The organism is Arthrobacter celericrescens (assembly GCF_003614925.1).
In the GTDB taxonomy this organism is placed as follows: domain Bacteria; phylum Actinomycetota; class Actinomycetes; order Actinomycetales; family Micrococcaceae; genus Arthrobacter; species Arthrobacter celericrescens.
On record NZ_QYLP01000031.1, the window covers coordinates 1 to 15,879 of the forward strand.

At 60.4% G+C, this 15,879-nt stretch carries 15 protein-coding genes; 6 read left to right on the forward strand and 9 right to left on the reverse strand.

The window, feature by feature from the left end:
* Positions 1-1,216 precede the first annotated feature (1,216 nt).
* The 4 genes from D3654_RS06735 to D3654_RS06750 all read left to right on the forward strand — a co-directional run bounded on the left by D3654_RS06735 (position 1,217) and on the right by D3654_RS06750 (position 5,436).
* Positions 1,217-1,774 (forward strand): helix-turn-helix transcriptional regulator, encoded by a 558-nt coding sequence (locus D3654_RS06735; RefSeq protein WP_120520748.1) that lies wholly within the window; start codon positions 1,217-1,219, stop codon positions 1,772-1,774.
* Between the two features lie 662 nt (positions 1,775-2,436).
* Complete coding sequence (locus tag D3654_RS06740) at positions 2,437-3,594, forward strand: ABC transporter substrate-binding protein (RefSeq protein WP_245413120.1); 1,158 nt, start codon at positions 2,437-2,439, stop codon at positions 3,592-3,594.
* A gap of 145 nt (positions 3,595-3,739) precedes the next feature.
* A complete protein-coding gene (locus D3654_RS06745; RefSeq protein ID WP_120520750.1) occupies positions 3,740-4,582 on the forward strand; it encodes a carbohydrate ABC transporter permease in 843 nt (280 codons plus the stop codon).
* Positions 4,579-5,436, forward strand: coding sequence for a carbohydrate ABC transporter permease (locus D3654_RS06750; RefSeq protein ID WP_120520751.1), 858 nt, complete (start codon positions 4,579-4,581; stop codon positions 5,434-5,436). The genes D3654_RS06745 and D3654_RS06750 overlap by 4 nt, the downstream gene beginning before the upstream one ends.
* Before the next feature lie 432 nt (positions 5,437-5,868).
* On the opposite strand, the gene D3654_RS06755 is transcribed toward D3654_RS06750, so the two are convergent.
* From D3654_RS06755 to D3654_RS06795, 9 genes are all read right to left on the reverse strand, one after another.
* On the reverse strand, positions 5,869-6,321 hold the full coding sequence (locus D3654_RS06755; RefSeq protein ID WP_120520752.1) for a VOC family protein: 453 nt from the start codon (positions 6,319-6,321) through the stop codon (positions 5,869-5,871).
* Positions 6,322-6,466: 145 nt separating this feature from the next.
* Positions 6,467-7,216: an SDR family NAD(P)-dependent oxidoreductase gene (locus tag D3654_RS06760; RefSeq protein WP_120520753.1), complete on the reverse strand. Its 750-nt coding sequence runs from the start codon at positions 7,214-7,216 to the stop codon at positions 6,467-6,469.
* A 138-nt stretch (positions 7,217-7,354) separates the two neighbouring features.
* Complete coding sequence (locus D3654_RS06765) at positions 7,355-8,341, reverse strand: Gfo/Idh/MocA family protein (protein ID WP_120520754.1); 987 nt, start codon at positions 8,339-8,341, stop codon at positions 7,355-7,357.
* A gap of 179 nt (positions 8,342-8,520) precedes the next feature.
* A complete protein-coding gene (locus D3654_RS06770) occupies positions 8,521-9,789 on the reverse strand; it encodes an MFS transporter (protein WP_245413121.1) in 1,269 nt (422 codons plus the stop codon).
* Between the two features lie 95 nt (positions 9,790-9,884).
* Positions 9,885-10,877: a Gfo/Idh/MocA family protein gene (locus D3654_RS06775; RefSeq protein ID WP_120520756.1), complete on the reverse strand. Its 993-nt coding sequence runs from the start codon at positions 10,875-10,877 to the stop codon at positions 9,885-9,887.
* Positions 10,877-11,776 carry a sugar phosphate isomerase/epimerase family protein gene (locus tag D3654_RS06780; RefSeq protein WP_120520757.1) on the reverse strand — a complete coding sequence of 300 codons (900 nt, stop codon included), beginning with the start codon at positions 11,774-11,776 and terminating at the stop codon, positions 10,877-10,879. Before D3654_RS06780 ends, D3654_RS06775 begins: the two co-directional genes overlap by 1 nt.
* Positions 11,777-11,780: 4 nt before the next feature.
* Positions 11,781-12,347 (reverse strand): VOC family protein, encoded by a 567-nt coding sequence (locus tag D3654_RS06785; RefSeq protein ID WP_120520758.1) that lies wholly within the window; start codon positions 12,345-12,347, stop codon positions 11,781-11,783.
* Complete coding sequence (locus D3654_RS06790; protein ID WP_245413122.1) at positions 12,344-13,366, reverse strand: LacI family DNA-binding transcriptional regulator; 1,023 nt, start codon at positions 13,364-13,366, stop codon at positions 12,344-12,346. Before D3654_RS06790 ends, D3654_RS06785 begins: the two co-directional genes overlap by 4 nt.
* Positions 13,332-14,252: a Gfo/Idh/MocA family protein gene (locus tag D3654_RS06795; RefSeq protein WP_120520760.1), complete on the reverse strand. Its 921-nt coding sequence runs from the start codon at positions 14,250-14,252 to the stop codon at positions 13,332-13,334. The genes D3654_RS06790 and D3654_RS06795 overlap by 35 nt, the downstream gene beginning before the upstream one ends.
* A gap of 205 nt (positions 14,253-14,457) precedes the next feature.
* Here D3654_RS06795 and D3654_RS06800 point away from each other — a divergent pair, with 205 nt between their 5' ends.
* On the forward strand, positions 14,458-15,105 hold the full coding sequence (locus D3654_RS06800; RefSeq protein ID WP_120520761.1) for a bifunctional 4-hydroxy-2-oxoglutarate aldolase/2-dehydro-3-deoxy-phosphogluconate aldolase: 648 nt from the start codon (positions 14,458-14,460) through the stop codon (positions 15,103-15,105).
* Complete coding sequence (locus D3654_RS06805; protein WP_120520762.1) at positions 15,105-15,647, forward strand: P-loop nucleotide/nucleoside kinase family protein; 543 nt, start codon at positions 15,105-15,107, stop codon at positions 15,645-15,647. The genes D3654_RS06800 and D3654_RS06805 overlap by 1 nt, the downstream gene beginning before the upstream one ends.
* Positions 15,648-15,879: the final 232 nt, after the last annotated feature.

Sequence of the window (15,879 nt, forward strand, 5' to 3'; positions counted from 1 at the left end):
ATCCAATTCCCCAACAGACTCCCGATCTGACCATCAGGCAGACCGGACAACCGACCGGTCCCTTACACAGAAAACTTGACACCCCCGTAAATCATCTAAGATCCCCAATCTCTTAGTCTTCTCCCGCTCGACTGAGCAAGTGAACCAAACACCTCAAAGTGATGGCGTCCAGTTCGGGTCACGCTAAAGAACCAACCGACCTGACGCAAGTCAAGCGACTCCTACCATCTCAGTGGCGGAAGGAACTGTCCTCGGGAAGAGTCCTGCTGCATTTATGTGCAGCCAGTCAGCGGCAATCCCCAATGACTGGACATGAAGGGACCCGAGATCCCACCCACGAAAGACGGACACCACGCGGCGTCCACGCTGCCCCTCGTTCTGACGCATCATGGTCGCCGGGCAGGTCCTGCGCGCAACCAGGGCGCTCGCGCCGCTCACAATCCAAACCATTCGGCGCGCCTGCGTCGCTTGGTTCCTCGCGAAGTTTTGGATGTCCCCCAGCACCCCAAATTGCGTGCCGGCCCCTCAGGCTGGCGTTGGCTCCCAGATCAGAACGATGCCCGAAATCTGACCAACACCGGGCCATCGCTTTAAACCGCGACGCAGTCGCGATGGTGCCCAGTCGCGAACCACAATCACCAATTAGCCAGGAAGTCATGTAGCTCGAACCCACATCTTTCATGAAGAGGTACAAGGTCACAGAACTCCCAACCAGCCCAGGAAAGCGAGGCGCCCCGCCAACGAAAAAGGCCCCCGAAGGGGCCTAATCCGTGAACAATTTGTCCACACTCAGCGACCAACAGGCCCCTGAGCTGGGAAAACACGTGCCCGAGGTGGGACTCGAACCGGGTTCCAGGTCGCGGAAACACTGGGGACTCCCGAAAACATCGCCAATCCGGGCCAGTCCGGCCGATGTACGGCCCAGTCCGACAGGCGAGGTGTGCACATTGTGCACACCTCTCTTTGCGCCGTGAAGTGGATGAAGGAGACAGCCGAGAAGCACGGGCCCGGCCGGTGCCGGTCGCGGCAGGAATGCCAGGTGCGGACTTCGCCGAACCCGAGCTTGGCGTACCCGCCGAGCATCCGTACCACCCTCCCCCGATCGCCGCTGACCTTTCTCGCTGTTCATCGCACATCCGTCCGCGCGCTGCATGACCGGCCGTCCAAAACACGTCCCCACGCGGAAGGCATGCACGTGTCACCGTTCGGTGACATAATGGCGAGCTTAAGGAGGGGCGCTATTACACCCAAAACCAACATCAAGACGCCCACTGACATTGGCGCGATCATCCGTGCCCGGCGCCAGGATCGCGCGCTGTCCCAGCAGGCCCTTGCCGACAGGGCCGGTGTCTCACGGAAATTCCTCATCGACCTCGAAGCCGGCCACGAACGGGCCGAACTCGGCAAAACCCTTGCCATCCTGGCTGCCCTTGGACTGTCGCTTGAAGCCACGGACCCTATCCCCCGCGGCAGGGACTACGACCCTGCACGACGTGACTACGCCCAAACCTTCACGGAACTGCTCGCCAACCGCGACTTCGAGTTCGCCATCAAGATGCTCGCCGACTACGCCACCGCATCCCTCAAAGCCGGCAAACCACTCCTGCAGCGCAGCCCCCGCCTCAAAGACCCGCATTGGTCAGCCGCCCTTGCCGGTATCACCAACTACACCGCACACCGTCTCGGCCAACCCGCCCCTTCTTGGACCAGGCGCATCAAACCCCTCGACACCGCATGGATGCCGAGTCCTACCGGCACGTCCGAGAACCCATGAAGCAACTCACCATGTCCGAAACACCGGAAGAAATCGCCGCCATGAACGTCTTCATCCGCGAACGCAGCCTGGCCACCGCATGAGCGGCGGAGAACTCAACGCCGATCAAATCCGCGCCCTCCTCCACGAACTGGCCCGCCGATTGCGCGTAGTAGCATTAGCCCGATCCGAGGGTGGACGGCCTCGTTTGATGACCGGTTCAACGACTCGCCATCACATCCGAAGGCTCATCGGGATCATCGCAGGCACGAGTTAGGCGGCGATATCCCTGTCCGATGTGGACGGGCTCCCCAAGGCGGCACATCGTCCGAGTCATTGCGAAGTTCACCAGCATATAACCCACATCACATCATCCCTTGACAGGGCAACTCAACGGCTCTACATTTATTGCAACCGATCTCAGCAACCGATCTCACTGCAAGGTTCCAAGAAATGCAACCGATCTCAAGGGAGAGACTCGATGACCAATCAGCTTCTTCGCACCGTCGGTGTCCCGCATTTAGCACGCGTCGCTTGAGCACGGCATGCTCCCACTTCAGCACACCCATTCACAGGAGAAATTAATGATCAAAAAGCGATGGGGCTTGGCGCTCGTAACAGCCGTTGTGGCCGGCCTTGCCCTCAGTGGCTGTTCACCGTCAGCTTCAGAACCCAAAGGTCCCGTGACTCTGAACTACTGGGACTTCCTCGATCCCAGCCAGGCTAATCCGCGTTCAAAGGCACTGAAGGAAAACATTGCCAAGTTTGAGGCGGCCAACCCGGACATCAAGATCAACCTCTCCGTTGTTTCGCTCGGCGACATGTTGAACAGACTGCCTCAGGCCGCGGCAGCAGGCCAGGCCCCTGACGTCTTCAAGATGTTCACTCCAGTCGTTCCCCAGATGGCATCTGCCGGCGTCTACTCCCCGCTGCCTGATGCTGCTTCGAAGGTCACCGACTGGCTGCGACCCACCGACACCCTTGCGGGCCCCGACGGCAAACCGGTTGCCGTGCCGTATGAATACCGAACCTGCGCCCTCTACTACAACGAAAAGATCCTCAACCAAATCGGCGCGACAGTTCCCACCACGTACGACCAAGTAGTCGAAGTTGCCAAGAAAGCTGCTGCCGCTGGTTATACCGGCTTCGGGACCGGCTTCTCGGACACGGACAACTCGGCCATCATCAGCACATTCTTTAACTGCTTCATGTCCCAGGTGGATCAGGAAATCTGGAACAAGGATGGTCAAGCTGATTTCGCGACGGCCAAAGGCAACGAGTTTGGTGACTTCCTGGCCAAGCTCAGGGATGCAAAGGCTCTTGGTAGCAACGTCGTTTCTGACACGTACGGAACGGTAGCTGACGGCATGGCGAGCGGCACTGTCGCGATGGCGGTCTTGGGCACAGAACGAGCGGTTTCCTTCGGCTCGCAGAACAAGGACCTCAAGTGGACGGCCCTGCCGAAGGCGAGTACCGGCGACACGACAGGTACCACGATTGGGTGGACCCTGGGCATCGGCAACGGCAGTAAGAACACCGAGGCCGCCTGGAAGTTTATCGAGTACATGACCGGGCCGGAAGCCGGTGCACTGATGGCAACCGGCGGTGAGGTACCCACCCGTGCCGCCACCTACCAGCAACCGTTCTTCTCCACTCCAGAGGCAAAGACCGTCAACGACATCGCAGCCTACGTCAAGACCAACAGTGAACCACGCACGTATTCCAACACATGGACCGCGCTTGCCACTGGCCTCTCCCAGGCCGGGCAGAAACTGACTCTCAACGGTTCATCAGGCAACGACTTTATTCGTTCCGCCCAGGACGCGGCCAACAAGAAGTAGCCGCCCGAAATAGGGGGAGCCTGAGAAATCAGGCTCCCCCTGGAAGGGACAGATAATGTCAACCAAAAGCCCCACCCGCAGCCCACGCAAGACCGCAACGTCGCCCTTAGGCACCCAGACTTTTCGCCGGGTGCGTAGGGATCGAATGGTATGGCTCTACGTCCTCCCGGTCAGCGCCGTCTTCCTCTTTGTTTTTGTGGGGCCGCTCATCTACACAGCGTGGACAGCCCTGCACGAGACGTCGTATTACCAGATCGGCAAATTCTCGGGTCTGAATTCCTTTGTCCGACTGTTTTCCGACTCCGACCTGCCGAGCCGCATATGGACAACCTTGGTGTTCTCGCTAGGTGCCTTGGTCATCGCTTTGCCGGCGGGGCTGCTTTCTGCAATCGTGCTCAACAACCTTCACCGCTTCAAGCGTTCGGTCCGGAGCCTCTTCCTCCTTCCCTGGCTGATGTCACAGGCCACTGCAGGAACAATCTGGCTCTGGTTCCTCAACCCCAACTATGGTCCAGCTTCTGCGATCACCAAGTCCCTCGGGTTCGGCCCCACTGACGTATTCTCAACACCGACCAGTGCGCTGGTTGCAGTAACACTGATGACAGCCTGGTGGTCCTACCCGCAAGCCATGCTCCTCTTCTTGGGCGCCCTCCAAACGATTCCTGAGGAGCTCCGCGAAAGCCTCAAAATGGACGGCGGCGGCATCCGGCACCAGTTCGTGAACATCACGCTGCCCTACTTGCGCAACACCATCGTCTCCGTTGTGGTCGTCCTTCTGATGCTGTATGTGCAGATGGTCACCATCATCCTCGTCACCACAAGAGGAGGCCCCATAGGGTCTACAGAAACCCTGTCCATGCGGGTCTACAACCAGATGTTCGACAAGTTTGATCTCTCCGGAGCATCAGCAACAGCAATCCTGCTTTTCGCTGTCAACATCGTCCTGACCCTCGTCGCCATTCGCTTCCGACGGAAGGAAAGCCTGTGAGCATCACAACCCCCCGCCAGCGGCGCTTGGGCAGTTTCATCCGGGCAGTCCCTGCCTGGGCGTACATCATCCTGTCCGCAGCGGTCGTACTCCCGCCGGTCGCATGGATCGTGTCCACGTCACTCAAGACCGGTTCAGGCACACTGGAATTCCCGCCAAGATGGATACCGGCCCCATTCTCATCCGAGGGCTATGTCGGTCTTCTGACCTCGACCAACATCAGATTCTTCGTGAACTCCCTCATCTATGCCGGCGGCTCTATCGTCCTCGCTCTGGCCATCTGTATCCCTGCAGCATATGTGGCCACGAGGTATCGGAGCCGCCGCATGGAAACTCTGATGACGGGGATTCTGGTCCTGTCCATGGTCCCGGCCATCGTAGTCTTTATCGCGCTGTACTCGATGTTCGTCAAAACCGCGTTGATCAACACTTACCCCATGATGATCATCGTCTACACGGCAATCATCTGTGGACAGACCATCCTGTTCTTGCGTAATTTCATCGAGAATATCCCCGTCGAAATCGAAGAAGCGGCAGCCATCGACGGCTGCTCGCGGATCCAGATCTTGTGGCGAATCATCCTTCCGCTCATCCGTCCTGGTATCGCTGCCGTGGCCATCTTCATCTTCGTGTTCGTTTGGAACGACTTCCTCGTCGGCACGGTCCTCGCCACCACAGAAGACATGAAGACCGTGCAAAACGGCATAGTGCGATACATAACCACCGGCTTCGGTAGCTTCTGGGGACTCTTCGCCGCATTCATCGTCGTTGCCTTCATCCCTGTTCTCTCAATCTTCCTGGCATTCCAGCGCTGGTTTGTGGCCGGCATGACCTCCGGTGGTGTCAAGGGGTAGCTGAAAGCAAGCCACACTGTTCACGTGGAAGGCCCCGTGACCGTCACCGACGGCCCACGGGGCCTTCCTGCCGCTCTCTAGCAACTGCCACCACGGGACACTCTCTTAGCAGGCGCGCTCATGGACACAACGCAACGGCGTTCCGCCCACATAAATCAATTGCACCTGAATGACGGCTCCGCCATGGGCGCCTTTTCTCTGTTACAGGCAAAACAACAATGCCGCCATTGACGCCCCGGGGGCCGGGCAGCCCTGGCCTGTGTTTCTTGCCCGGCTTCTGCCGGGTCATGCGCAGGCTCCAAGGATGTTTTACGCTTGCGTCGTTCTGCGACCTTAAATGCAATGTGGGTGGGCAGGATGCAACCTGCCCACCCACGGCGTCGAGAAGACTCGACCTCAACTTACAGTGGCTGCCGTCGCAACCTAAGCGAACTACGAGTCCGCGCTCGGGCGCCAGTCTGGCGGCTGAATCAGCTCTACGCGATTTCCGTCAGGGTCGAGCAAGTAAACCAGCCACCCGCCTGCAATGGGGCCTGAGGTCGGAGCAACAGGTTCCGATACAGCGCTGTAACCAAGCGCTGTCATCTTGGCGTAAACCTCTCGGACGTCAATATCTGTAAAAGCAAGATGAGCCGTGCCTGGCTGCGCCTCTGATGGGTTGACGGCCGGCAGGAGCGGCTCGGCATGGGCGAGTTCCAGGCGAAAAGATCCGTCACTGGTGGCGAGAAGCATGGCTCTCACCTTGACGTTGGGCCGGCCATAGAGTTCTCCGATGTATGGCCCCGACGTCCACGCATCCAAACGCGTTAGTCCGAGGCCATCCACATAAAAGCGCTCGCTGCGGTCCATATCCGTAACGTGCAGGGCAGTGTGATGATGGCGCATTGAGTGTCTCCTTCATATTTCAGGGACACATCACTGTTCCCTGAATTGTCTTCGGGATGAAAGCAGCCCTGAAGCGCTGATATTCGGTTGAGTGGGGCACGGGCACAACACCACGACCAGCCAAGGATAGGCCTCGTCGGGTGTTTCAGGTTCCGATTCCCAGATGTGCCCCGCCGGCCACATCGAGTGACACTCCGGTGATGTAGCGGTTGGCGGGGTCAGAAAGGAACAGGATGGCCCGGGCGACTTCGTCGGGTTCGGCGAACCGGCGCATCGGCAGTTGTGCTGCCCGCTTCGCTCGATTGGCTGCCGCGTCAGGTCCGGAGTCCCGGGCAAATTGCGCCCACATGGGTGTGTTCACCGGTCCTGGTGCGATCGCGTTTACGGAGATACCGTTTGGTCCGAGCAGTTCGGCAAAGGACCACATGATGTGCAGCACGGCGAGCTTGCTCGCGTTGTAGGGCAGGTAGTTGAGGCGTGCTTCCTTGGCCGCAACTGAGGACAGGACCACGATCGCGCCGGCTGTGCCGGTCTCAAGCATGGATTTTGCGGTCTCCCGGACCATGGTGAAAGTCGCAGTGGCGTTGATCCTCAGGATGGAGTCGAACTCTTCGGTGGTTGTCGCCATGATGTCGGGGGTGGGGCCAAGGACTCCTGCTGCATGGATGAGGACATCCACACGGCCGTGTTGGGCTTGGATGTCCTGTATGACCGTGGCGCATTGTTGTTCTGAGGTGATGTCGAGGGGGTAAAACGCCTCCAAGGACTGGTCCTCTTTAGGGGAACGATCGGCACCGATGACCATGGCTCCGGCGGCTATGAGTGCGGTGACTGCGGCGTCACCGATCCCTCCGCTTGACCCGGTTACCAGGACCACTTGGTCTTTGAGGCTCATCGGTTCTCTCCGTTCTGGGCGCAGCTCGAGCGCAGTGCTCGTGTGGCCGGAGCGTGATGTGTAGGCATCATGGTCGTTTCCTATTCAGTATTGCTCGGTTCGGCAGGTCGTTGTTTGTTTGTTCGGGTTTCGATGATGTTAAGGGGTTGGCATCGCGCGGGTGCCGGAGGCTGCCGCTGTCTGGACTGCATCCGCGATTTCCGTCGCACGGAGCGCCTGGGCGAAGGTAACGGCAGGTGTTTCACCCCCGCAGAACCTCAGTGCCGCTTCTGCCTGGCGGAGGAAGAGGTCGGAGGGCTCGAAGTTTCTCTCGTGTTGTCCGCCGTCACGGTCCCACTTGTGGAGGGAATCGTTGAACCAAAGCATCCGACCACCAGTGGTCACAACATCGATGGTCAGGCTCCAATCCCCTTGGTTGAGCCCTTGGGGTTCCTGCCAGGGAGACCAGTAGGTCTGCAAGGTGAACACCGTTCCAGAGGGGAACTCGAGCGTGGAGACGACGTGTTCCGGTACCGGAGACCCATATAGGCCGCTGCTCGCGCTGGTGGCCAGGACTTTCGGGTCACCCTCGAACCACGAAGACACCAGTTCGATGGCATGAATGCCATTCACTACCGCAACGCCGCCCTCTTTCGGATCAGCACGCCACGAGTCGATGCTCTCCTTATGGGCGACCGATCGAACGTTTACAGCGATTACATCGTTGTCTCTGACCCACTGGGAGAGAAGTTCGACGGCGGGATGCTGGTGGAGTGTGTACCCCACCATGAGTCGGTGGTTCACTCCCGATGCGGATGCCATGATGGCAGCACCTTCAGCATCTGCTGCTACGGGCTTTTCCGTCAGCACCCGGAATCCCCTGTTCAGCAGATCGGCACAGATGGCCGGTTGCAGAGTGGTGGGCAATGCGACGACGACCAGGTCGAGGTGCTCAGGACGAAGGTCCTGGACGCTGGGCACCACCTGCGCTCCCAGCTCCTGGGCCAGCGGGAGTGCCCGCTCGTCTTTTTCCACAAGGTGGGTGACGTTGGCACCCACCTTGGTGAATGCCCGGGCATGACGGGATCCTGCCCATCCGGCCGCTCCCACCACGGCGACGCGCGGAGGCCGTGCCGCCGTCGTCATGATGTCGGCTCCGCGAAGGTCAGGCCTAAGGTGTAAGAGGTGCTCATAAAATGTCTCCTTGAGTTAATTCGGAAATTCAATAAGATCGGTTGCGTTTTTCGGTGTCACCAACCGTTGGTGCCTTACAAAGGCGCGTTAGGGCCTGATGTTTTCGGGTCCTGGGATCGGGGACTCCGGTGTTAAGGCCGGCTTTGGAACCGGCGCTGATCCTCAAGCATGCGTGGCTTGTTGACCATCATGGCCCCTGCCACAAGCACCACGAGCCAGGCACCAAGCATGCCGAAGGAGGGCAGCCATCCATCCCCTGGGGTGTGCAGGAGGGCGAAAAGGAACGGGCCGACGCTTGCGAGGGCGTAGCCTGTTCCTTGGGCAAATGCGGACAGACTTCCCGAGCAGGACTGCGTTCGCGTTCGCTTATTGATCATGGTGAACGCAAAGGAGTAGGCGCCTTGGCCGAGGCCGGCAAAGACGACCCACACCGCCGCCGAAGCTGGTGGCGCGAAGATGATGCCTCCGTAACCTACGGCGAAGGCGCCGACAAACAGGACGGCCACAGGTAGCGGGCGTGACATTCTTACAACAACCATGGGCACAATCAAAGCGACCGGCAAAGCAAGGATTGAATAGAGTGCCAGCATGGATCCTGCAGTTTCCTGGCTCATTCCTCTGTCGACCAAGACAACCGGGAGCCACGTGAGCGCCGCAAAAGTATTGCTGGAACAACCAGCAAAAACCAGTGCAGTGCCCCAGCCAATTGATGATCTCCAAGGCTTGACCCCGTTAGCAGGAGGCGGCTGTCTAACGTCTGCTGCCCGGGTCCCGGAGCGGGCAACCGACCGTCTGGCCACAAGGAGAATCAGCCAGGGGACCGCAGCAAATGCGCTGAGGGCAGCCCAAATACCGATGGAAAACCGCCAGCCGTAAAGAGTTCCCAAGGGAATGGCAAATTGGGCGGCCACAGCAGTGCTGACACCCAGGAGAGTGACGTGGAGCGCTGCGAGACTCCCGATTCTGTCGGGAAAGTACTTCATCAAGAGAGGCGGCGCCACAACATTGACCAGACCAATTCCGAGCATGGCGATGCACGTGAACACCAAGAATGCCAGGACGTTCGATCCCACTGCCCGGCCAAGCTGACCCAACGTTGTCAGCAGGATCGAAACCAGTAGGAGGTGCTCCAGCTGGATCCGCCGCAGCAGCGGCAGCGCAAGGAAACCCATCAATGCGAAGCTGGCAGTCGGCAGCATACCCAGGATGCCTATGGACACGGTTCCAAAAGGAAGGTCCGTGCGGATTTGACCAAGGAGTGGCGACACCGCCGAGACCGCTTCTCTCGCGCTGAAAGCAACCAGCAGGATACCCGCAAGCGCGGTGAGACGCCCGCGCAATGACCCTCTCCGGGCTGCCTTCACTCGTAGTTCACGCTGAGGCAGGCGACGTAGAGCCATGGTGGCATCTCCCTATATCCGACAGGCCGGCTCAGGCCACCATTATCAAAGGGCCCGCATCAGAAACCTGTGCAACTTTGGCGGCTGGGGCTGGTTCAGCTTGCGTTGACTGCGTGGCTCGCCCATTCGCGCCCGGTTTGCTCTTCTGTGGGCAGGCCGGCCGCGGCGAGGATCTGATCCAGTAGGCGCTGGGTGCGTACCGCTTCGCGGCCTGAAGTCAACGGCTGGGCCCTGTCGGCCACCCGGTCCAGGAAATGGTGAACGGCGGCTGAGAATCCGAGGGTGTCTGTCGCAGTAGCCCAGCCGTACGCTTCGGCGCTGAGTTCCCGTGAGGTAGTGACGCCGTTGATGGTGGTGGAAACTGTCTCGGGCGCCCTGACTTCGACGGTCTTCCCGTCACCGTAGGCGTCCAGTTTCTCGTTCCATGCTCCCGCTGTTCGGGCTGCCATCAGGACGCCGGTGTTGCCGGTGCTGAAGCGGATGGTCGCTGCGATTCCGTCTTCTTCCCAAGGATCTTCACCAGCAGCGTGGGCGGCCACGTGCTCAGGTTCGCCCCCGCAGTACCAGCGCAGGAGATCGACCATGTGGATGGCGTTCTCGAACGTCGCACGGTATTCGGATCCAGGGCGGTTCTTCTGGGCAACGCAGAAGGTGGCGCCTTTCTCGCCAAAGGCTTCCCGGCCGGCCGTGTAGACGGGCGCGTAGCGTCGGTTGAAGTCAACCATGAGTATCCGTCCGCGCTCGTCGGCGAGGTCTGCCAGATGTTCTGCCTCATTTGTCGCTGGGGCAAGCGGTTTCTCGCAGAACACGTCCACGTCGCGGTTGAGGCAAAGCTCGACGGCGTGGGCGTGCTCGGAGCGCGGGGTCAGCACGAACACTGCATCCAATTTCTGCGCGGAAAGCATCTCCTCCACACTCTTGTAGGCGGCGTTGAAGCCCCAGCGCCGGACAAGGCTGCTCGGATCTTCGCGCCGGGAAACCAATGCGGCCAACTCGACGTCGTCCCGCTGTACGAGGGTGGGCAGCTGCGCAATCGTGGCGATGTTGCCGGCGCCGATAACTCCGACACGGAGGCGGTTGGTGTTCATCAGGCGTTCCTTACTTCAGCAAGATCAGTGAGCATTGCGCGCAGGACTGCGGCGGATTCCCGGAATCCATCCTCGGGGCTGGGGAGATCTTGCGGGTGCCAGCGGTATTCAAGTTCGATGCTCAATACGTCGTCGTAGCCGTGCTTCAGCAGTGCGGCGAGAATCGGGGACCACGGTACAACGCCGCTTCCAACCACACGTGACCGGACTGCACGCTCTGAGGCGTTGACCCTGGCCGTCTCCGAGGCTCGGAAGGTCGCCGTCGGGTCGGTGAAGACAAGGTCTTTGACGTGAACGTGGCCAATCAGGTCGCCCTGGACAGCGAAGGCTTCTTCGTAGCTTTCGTCGTGCGTGAAGGTCAGGTTGGCCTGGTCGTAGAGCACGCGGACGGACGGCTGGGCAATTTCCCGGACGAGTGCCGCGGTGTCCGCTGCGGTCTGGGTCATCGTGCCGAAGTGGTTCTCCACGCAAAGGCGGACGCCAGCTTGATGGGCTTCGGGCGCGAGGGTCTCCAAGGCCTTGCGCAGTTGCCCCCACCGTGCCGCGTGGTCGGTGTCTCCGGGGTGCCAGGAGCCGGCGTAGACACGCACCCGGTCAGCCCCGAGCAGTTGTGCGGTATCTATCGCTCCACGGAATTCGTCGACGGCTTTGCGCCATTCGGCATCGTCCAGTGAGTTGATGGCGGTGGTGTACGGCGTTAGTCCCACGATGGGTATGCCTTCGCCTTCTGACGCTTTGAGCGCCTCCGCCGCGGAGTGCCGGTCCCCTAAGGGCAAGCCGGACTTGTAGTCGTCCTGGTAGATGACTTCTGCCGCATCGAGCCCTGCGGCCCGGAAGAGACTAAGTGCTTGGGGAACCGTGTGGTTCGGGGTGCCGAGTGTGTGACCAGCTAGCCGCATTGTTCTATGTCCTTTCTGAAGTGTGTGGCGCTGCTGCCCAGTCCACGGGACCGACCAGCCGGGGAGGGGCCGGGACGCGGGATCGATCCACGATCTCCATCAGCAGGCCCCAGGGAGTTACGAAATAGGTCCAGCGGTTGCCGGCCACGCGCGGGCTATCGCCAGCGACTTCCTTGCGCTCACCGAGCACCCGCACCCCAGGTGTTTCCTGCAGCACGGCAATGGCTTCGTCGACGTCATCCACGACGAAGCACAGATGGTGCCCTCCCGCGTCGCAATGCCTCGGTGGCGTCTGGCGCCGCTCACCGCTGCTCCACTCGAAAAGCTCGATATTGAGATTCGGTGGCAGCCGCAACATGGCGAGCGTGAGCTTGGCATCTGCCGGGACTTCAAAGTTCGTGGGCATGAACTCTTCGTCTGGCCCGCGTTCGGAGCGGTATAACTCTTCAGCGCCAAGAACGTCGACGAAGAAACGAATGCCTTCTTCAAGGTTGGGAACCGTCAAACCGACGTGGTCCGTATGCTGGAGCCCCGGCAGACGCCGAAGCCTCTGCTCTTGCGCCCCGCTCATTTGCGGAGCTCCGAGGTAGAGCCGCGGACCAGAAGTTCGGGTTCGAGGACGATATGGTCCACGGAACCGTCAACATTTTGCTTTTCAGCCAGTTCGATGGCGATGTGTCCCATGTCTGCGATTGGCTGCCGCACAGTTGTCAGTGGTGGGTTGAAGCGGGCACCTAGAGCGAGCCCATCAAACCCGATGACCGACACGTCTTCCGGTACCCGAAGGCCACTTCGGCCGAGCGCCGAAATCACCGCGAAAGCCACCATGTCGTTGGCCGCAATGATCGCTGTGGGTGGATTGTCCATAGCCAGGAAATGCTCCGCACCTCGCGTGCCCGCATCGAGGTCTGACCCGCTGTCGAGCACCACAGGTGTGCTGCCGCTTTGGGCGGTGAGCTCCAGATAGGCGTCCATCCGGTCCTGGGCGGTGTGTGTCCCGGCGATACCGGATACGTATCCGATCGAAGTGTGCCCCAGACCGTGCAGGTGATCCAACGCCAGCATGATTCCTTTGCGGCTGTCGACGGTAACCGTTGGAACGGAGTCGTCGCCTTCCACGCGATCAATCACCACAACCTTGTGGCCGAAGGCGAAACGCTTCAGCGCCTCGGTGTCCACCTTTGTGGAGGGTGCCACGATTCCGAACGGGGCATACATCGCCTGCATGGCCGTAAAGTAGCCATCAGATTTGGCAGGGTCGCCATTGGTGACGCATAGCATGAGCTGGTACCCGCGCTCGTCAGCTGCCTGTGTCATCGTCTTGGCCAGTTCTGCGAAGAACGGGTTCGTAATGTCGGGCACGATCAGCGGAACGATAGTGCTGGTCTTTCGACGGAGCGCTTGTGCCAGCGGACTCATCGTGTAGCCAAGTCCCTCGGCGACCCGGAGGATGTGCTCGCGTGTTTCACTCTTCACCGCCTCCGGGCGCGAGAACGCCCGGGAGACCGTTGACCGGTGAACACCGGCGGCTTTAGCGACGACGTCGATACTCAAGTCAGGCATGTTCTCTTCCTCCGTGCTGATCGTCATAGGCCCGCCAAATGGGGCGCATGACATCTTCGAGCTGGGCCAGCGTTGTCAGGCCCCGGAATCCATCTTCCAGCGTCCGGGCGACACTTCGGACAAACGGATCGTAGAGTGGGTCGCTATCGACATTAAGCTTGTCGACTTCCGTGGTGCCGTCCGTCGACGTGAAAGTAGCTGTGCCGTCAGAATCAACGGCGGCGAACCCCGCTTCCCCGACCGAGGTGAAGCTGCAGTACCGCTTCAGCGGCGAGCCCGGGAATGCATAGCCGACTTCCACGATGGCTTCGCGGCCCTCGGGCGTAGTGAGGATAAGGCTCGCGTGATCCTCAATATCCTGGCCGTGAAGAACCGATGAGAGCCGGGATTGCACCTGAACCTCTGAATCGCCGGTGCCCCTTAGGAACAGGTCAACAAAGTGCGGGGCCAGGTTGGCCAGGCAGCCTCCTCCGACCTTGACGGGGTCGAGCATCCAGGGATTGGCGTTGTCGAGATACCGGGCCGGTGGGCCGGCAATAAATGAGGCGCGCTGGTAGCTGGGCTTTCCAGCTTTGGCTAGCCACTTCTCGGTGGGGCCGCCGCGCTGTACCAGGGGCACCGTGGCCGGTACGCCTGCTGCTTCGGCGGCTTGTCGCACTGCAGAAAGCTCGCTGAGGGAGGTGCCCAATGGCTTTTCCACCACGAACGGAATGCCGCGTTCGATCAGGGCCATGCACTTTTCTGCCATCCCGTCGTGGGGACCAAACACATATGCGAGTCCGATGTCGGGTAAATCCACCAGTTTCCGCCAGTCTGCTTCAACCGGCGCTCCCCAACCCTCGGCCAGTTTCTGCACCTGCACCCGGGAGACATCATCGTCGCCTACTGCGACCATATCGTGCTCTTCGGCCATGGCCTGTGCGCAGAGCGGGACATGCCAATGGGAAGCACCAAGAATGATTGTTCGTACTTTAGTCAACCGCAATACCCCCTTGTATGAGATCGGTTGCTGAGATCGGTTGCAATAACACTATGGATGGTGGGAGAGTTTGTCAACGGAACATCAATAGAGCCGGGGTGGCCGGAGAAAAGACGCCCCCCGGCAGAGAGAGGCCACCATGTATAAAAAACTTCGTACCCTGCAGACCATCGACGAGTCCGGGGCTGTCCTCATCGTGCGGCTTGAGAGCGCCGAGGTTGCCGAGAAAGTCGCGGAGGCTGCCATCGAGGGTGGCTTCCGGGCATTGGAGATCACCCTGTCGATTCCCGGCGCCGTTGGGGTGATCCGCCGCCTCGCCGCAAAGCACGGGCCCAGCGGCGTGGCCGTCGGGGCTGGAACCGTCCTCGACGAGCACTCCGCGTACGAGTGTATTAGCGCCGGCGCCGAGTTCCTCGTCAGCCCCCAACTCAACCCCACGATGATCCGTACAGCAAACCGCTATCAGGTGCCAACCATCAGCGGAGCCTACACTCCCACGGAATTCGTTGAGTCTGCCGAAGCAGGCGCTGACATCCTCAAGCTCTTCCCCACCGAGGCCGGCGGGGTGGCCTATGCGAAGGCAGTGCTGGCACCCTTGGCGCACCTGCCGATCATGCCTGCAGGTGGCGTCACACTGGAAAATGTGGGCGAGTGGTTCGCCGCAGGCGTGGCAGGCGTCGGCGTGGGCAGCTACGTAACCAAGGCATGGCAGCCCGACGGGGACTTCACTCGCGTCACCGAAGCAGCACGCGCCTTCCTCGCAGCAGTAGCAGAGGCCCGCGGATAATGTCCCCCCAGGTCTTCATCGTCATTGGACCAGCCGGCTCAGGGAAAACAACCATCGCCCAACAAACGGCTGAGAAGCATCGAGCGACCTACCTGGACAAGGACCGGGTGAGCGGCCGCTTCGTCGAATTCGCCCTGGCCGCCACCGGGCATGACCCGACCGACCGCGAGTCCAACGATTACTATCGCGCCAATCTGCTGCCCCTTGAATACGAGACTCTTATGGATGTGGCAGGTGTAAACCTGCGCCTCGGCCGCTCCGTAGTGCTCGATGCCCCCTTCGGGGCCTATTTTGACGATCCGGACTACCTGACCCGTGCGGCAAATGACTTCCACTGGCCCTCTCCCGAGATCACCGTGATACGGGTCCGGGTGCCGCAAGACGTCCTGCGTTCGCGACTCATCCGGCGTGCTTTGGAGCGCGACAACTGGAAACTCGCACACTGGGATGACTACTGGGCCACCTACGGCCGCCTGGAATGCACCTGGTCCGGCGTGCAGTTTCAGGACTTCAACAACGAGGCACCGCTTTCCCTCGATTGATGCAGCCTCGCGACGGGCTCTGAGTGGCGTTGGCATGGGGCCGAAGCGTCGCTACTGCACATTGACAAAGATCACATTCCATCCGTATCGTTGAATGCAACCGATCTCAGCAACCGATCTCATTCGGGACTGCGGAGGATTGTGAAAGCTTTGTTCGCTTAGGAGCAAGCAACGCCGCCCGCCCCGCGCCGGCCGCCTCCCCTGGCATTTCGTCAACCGGTCGGACGCATTT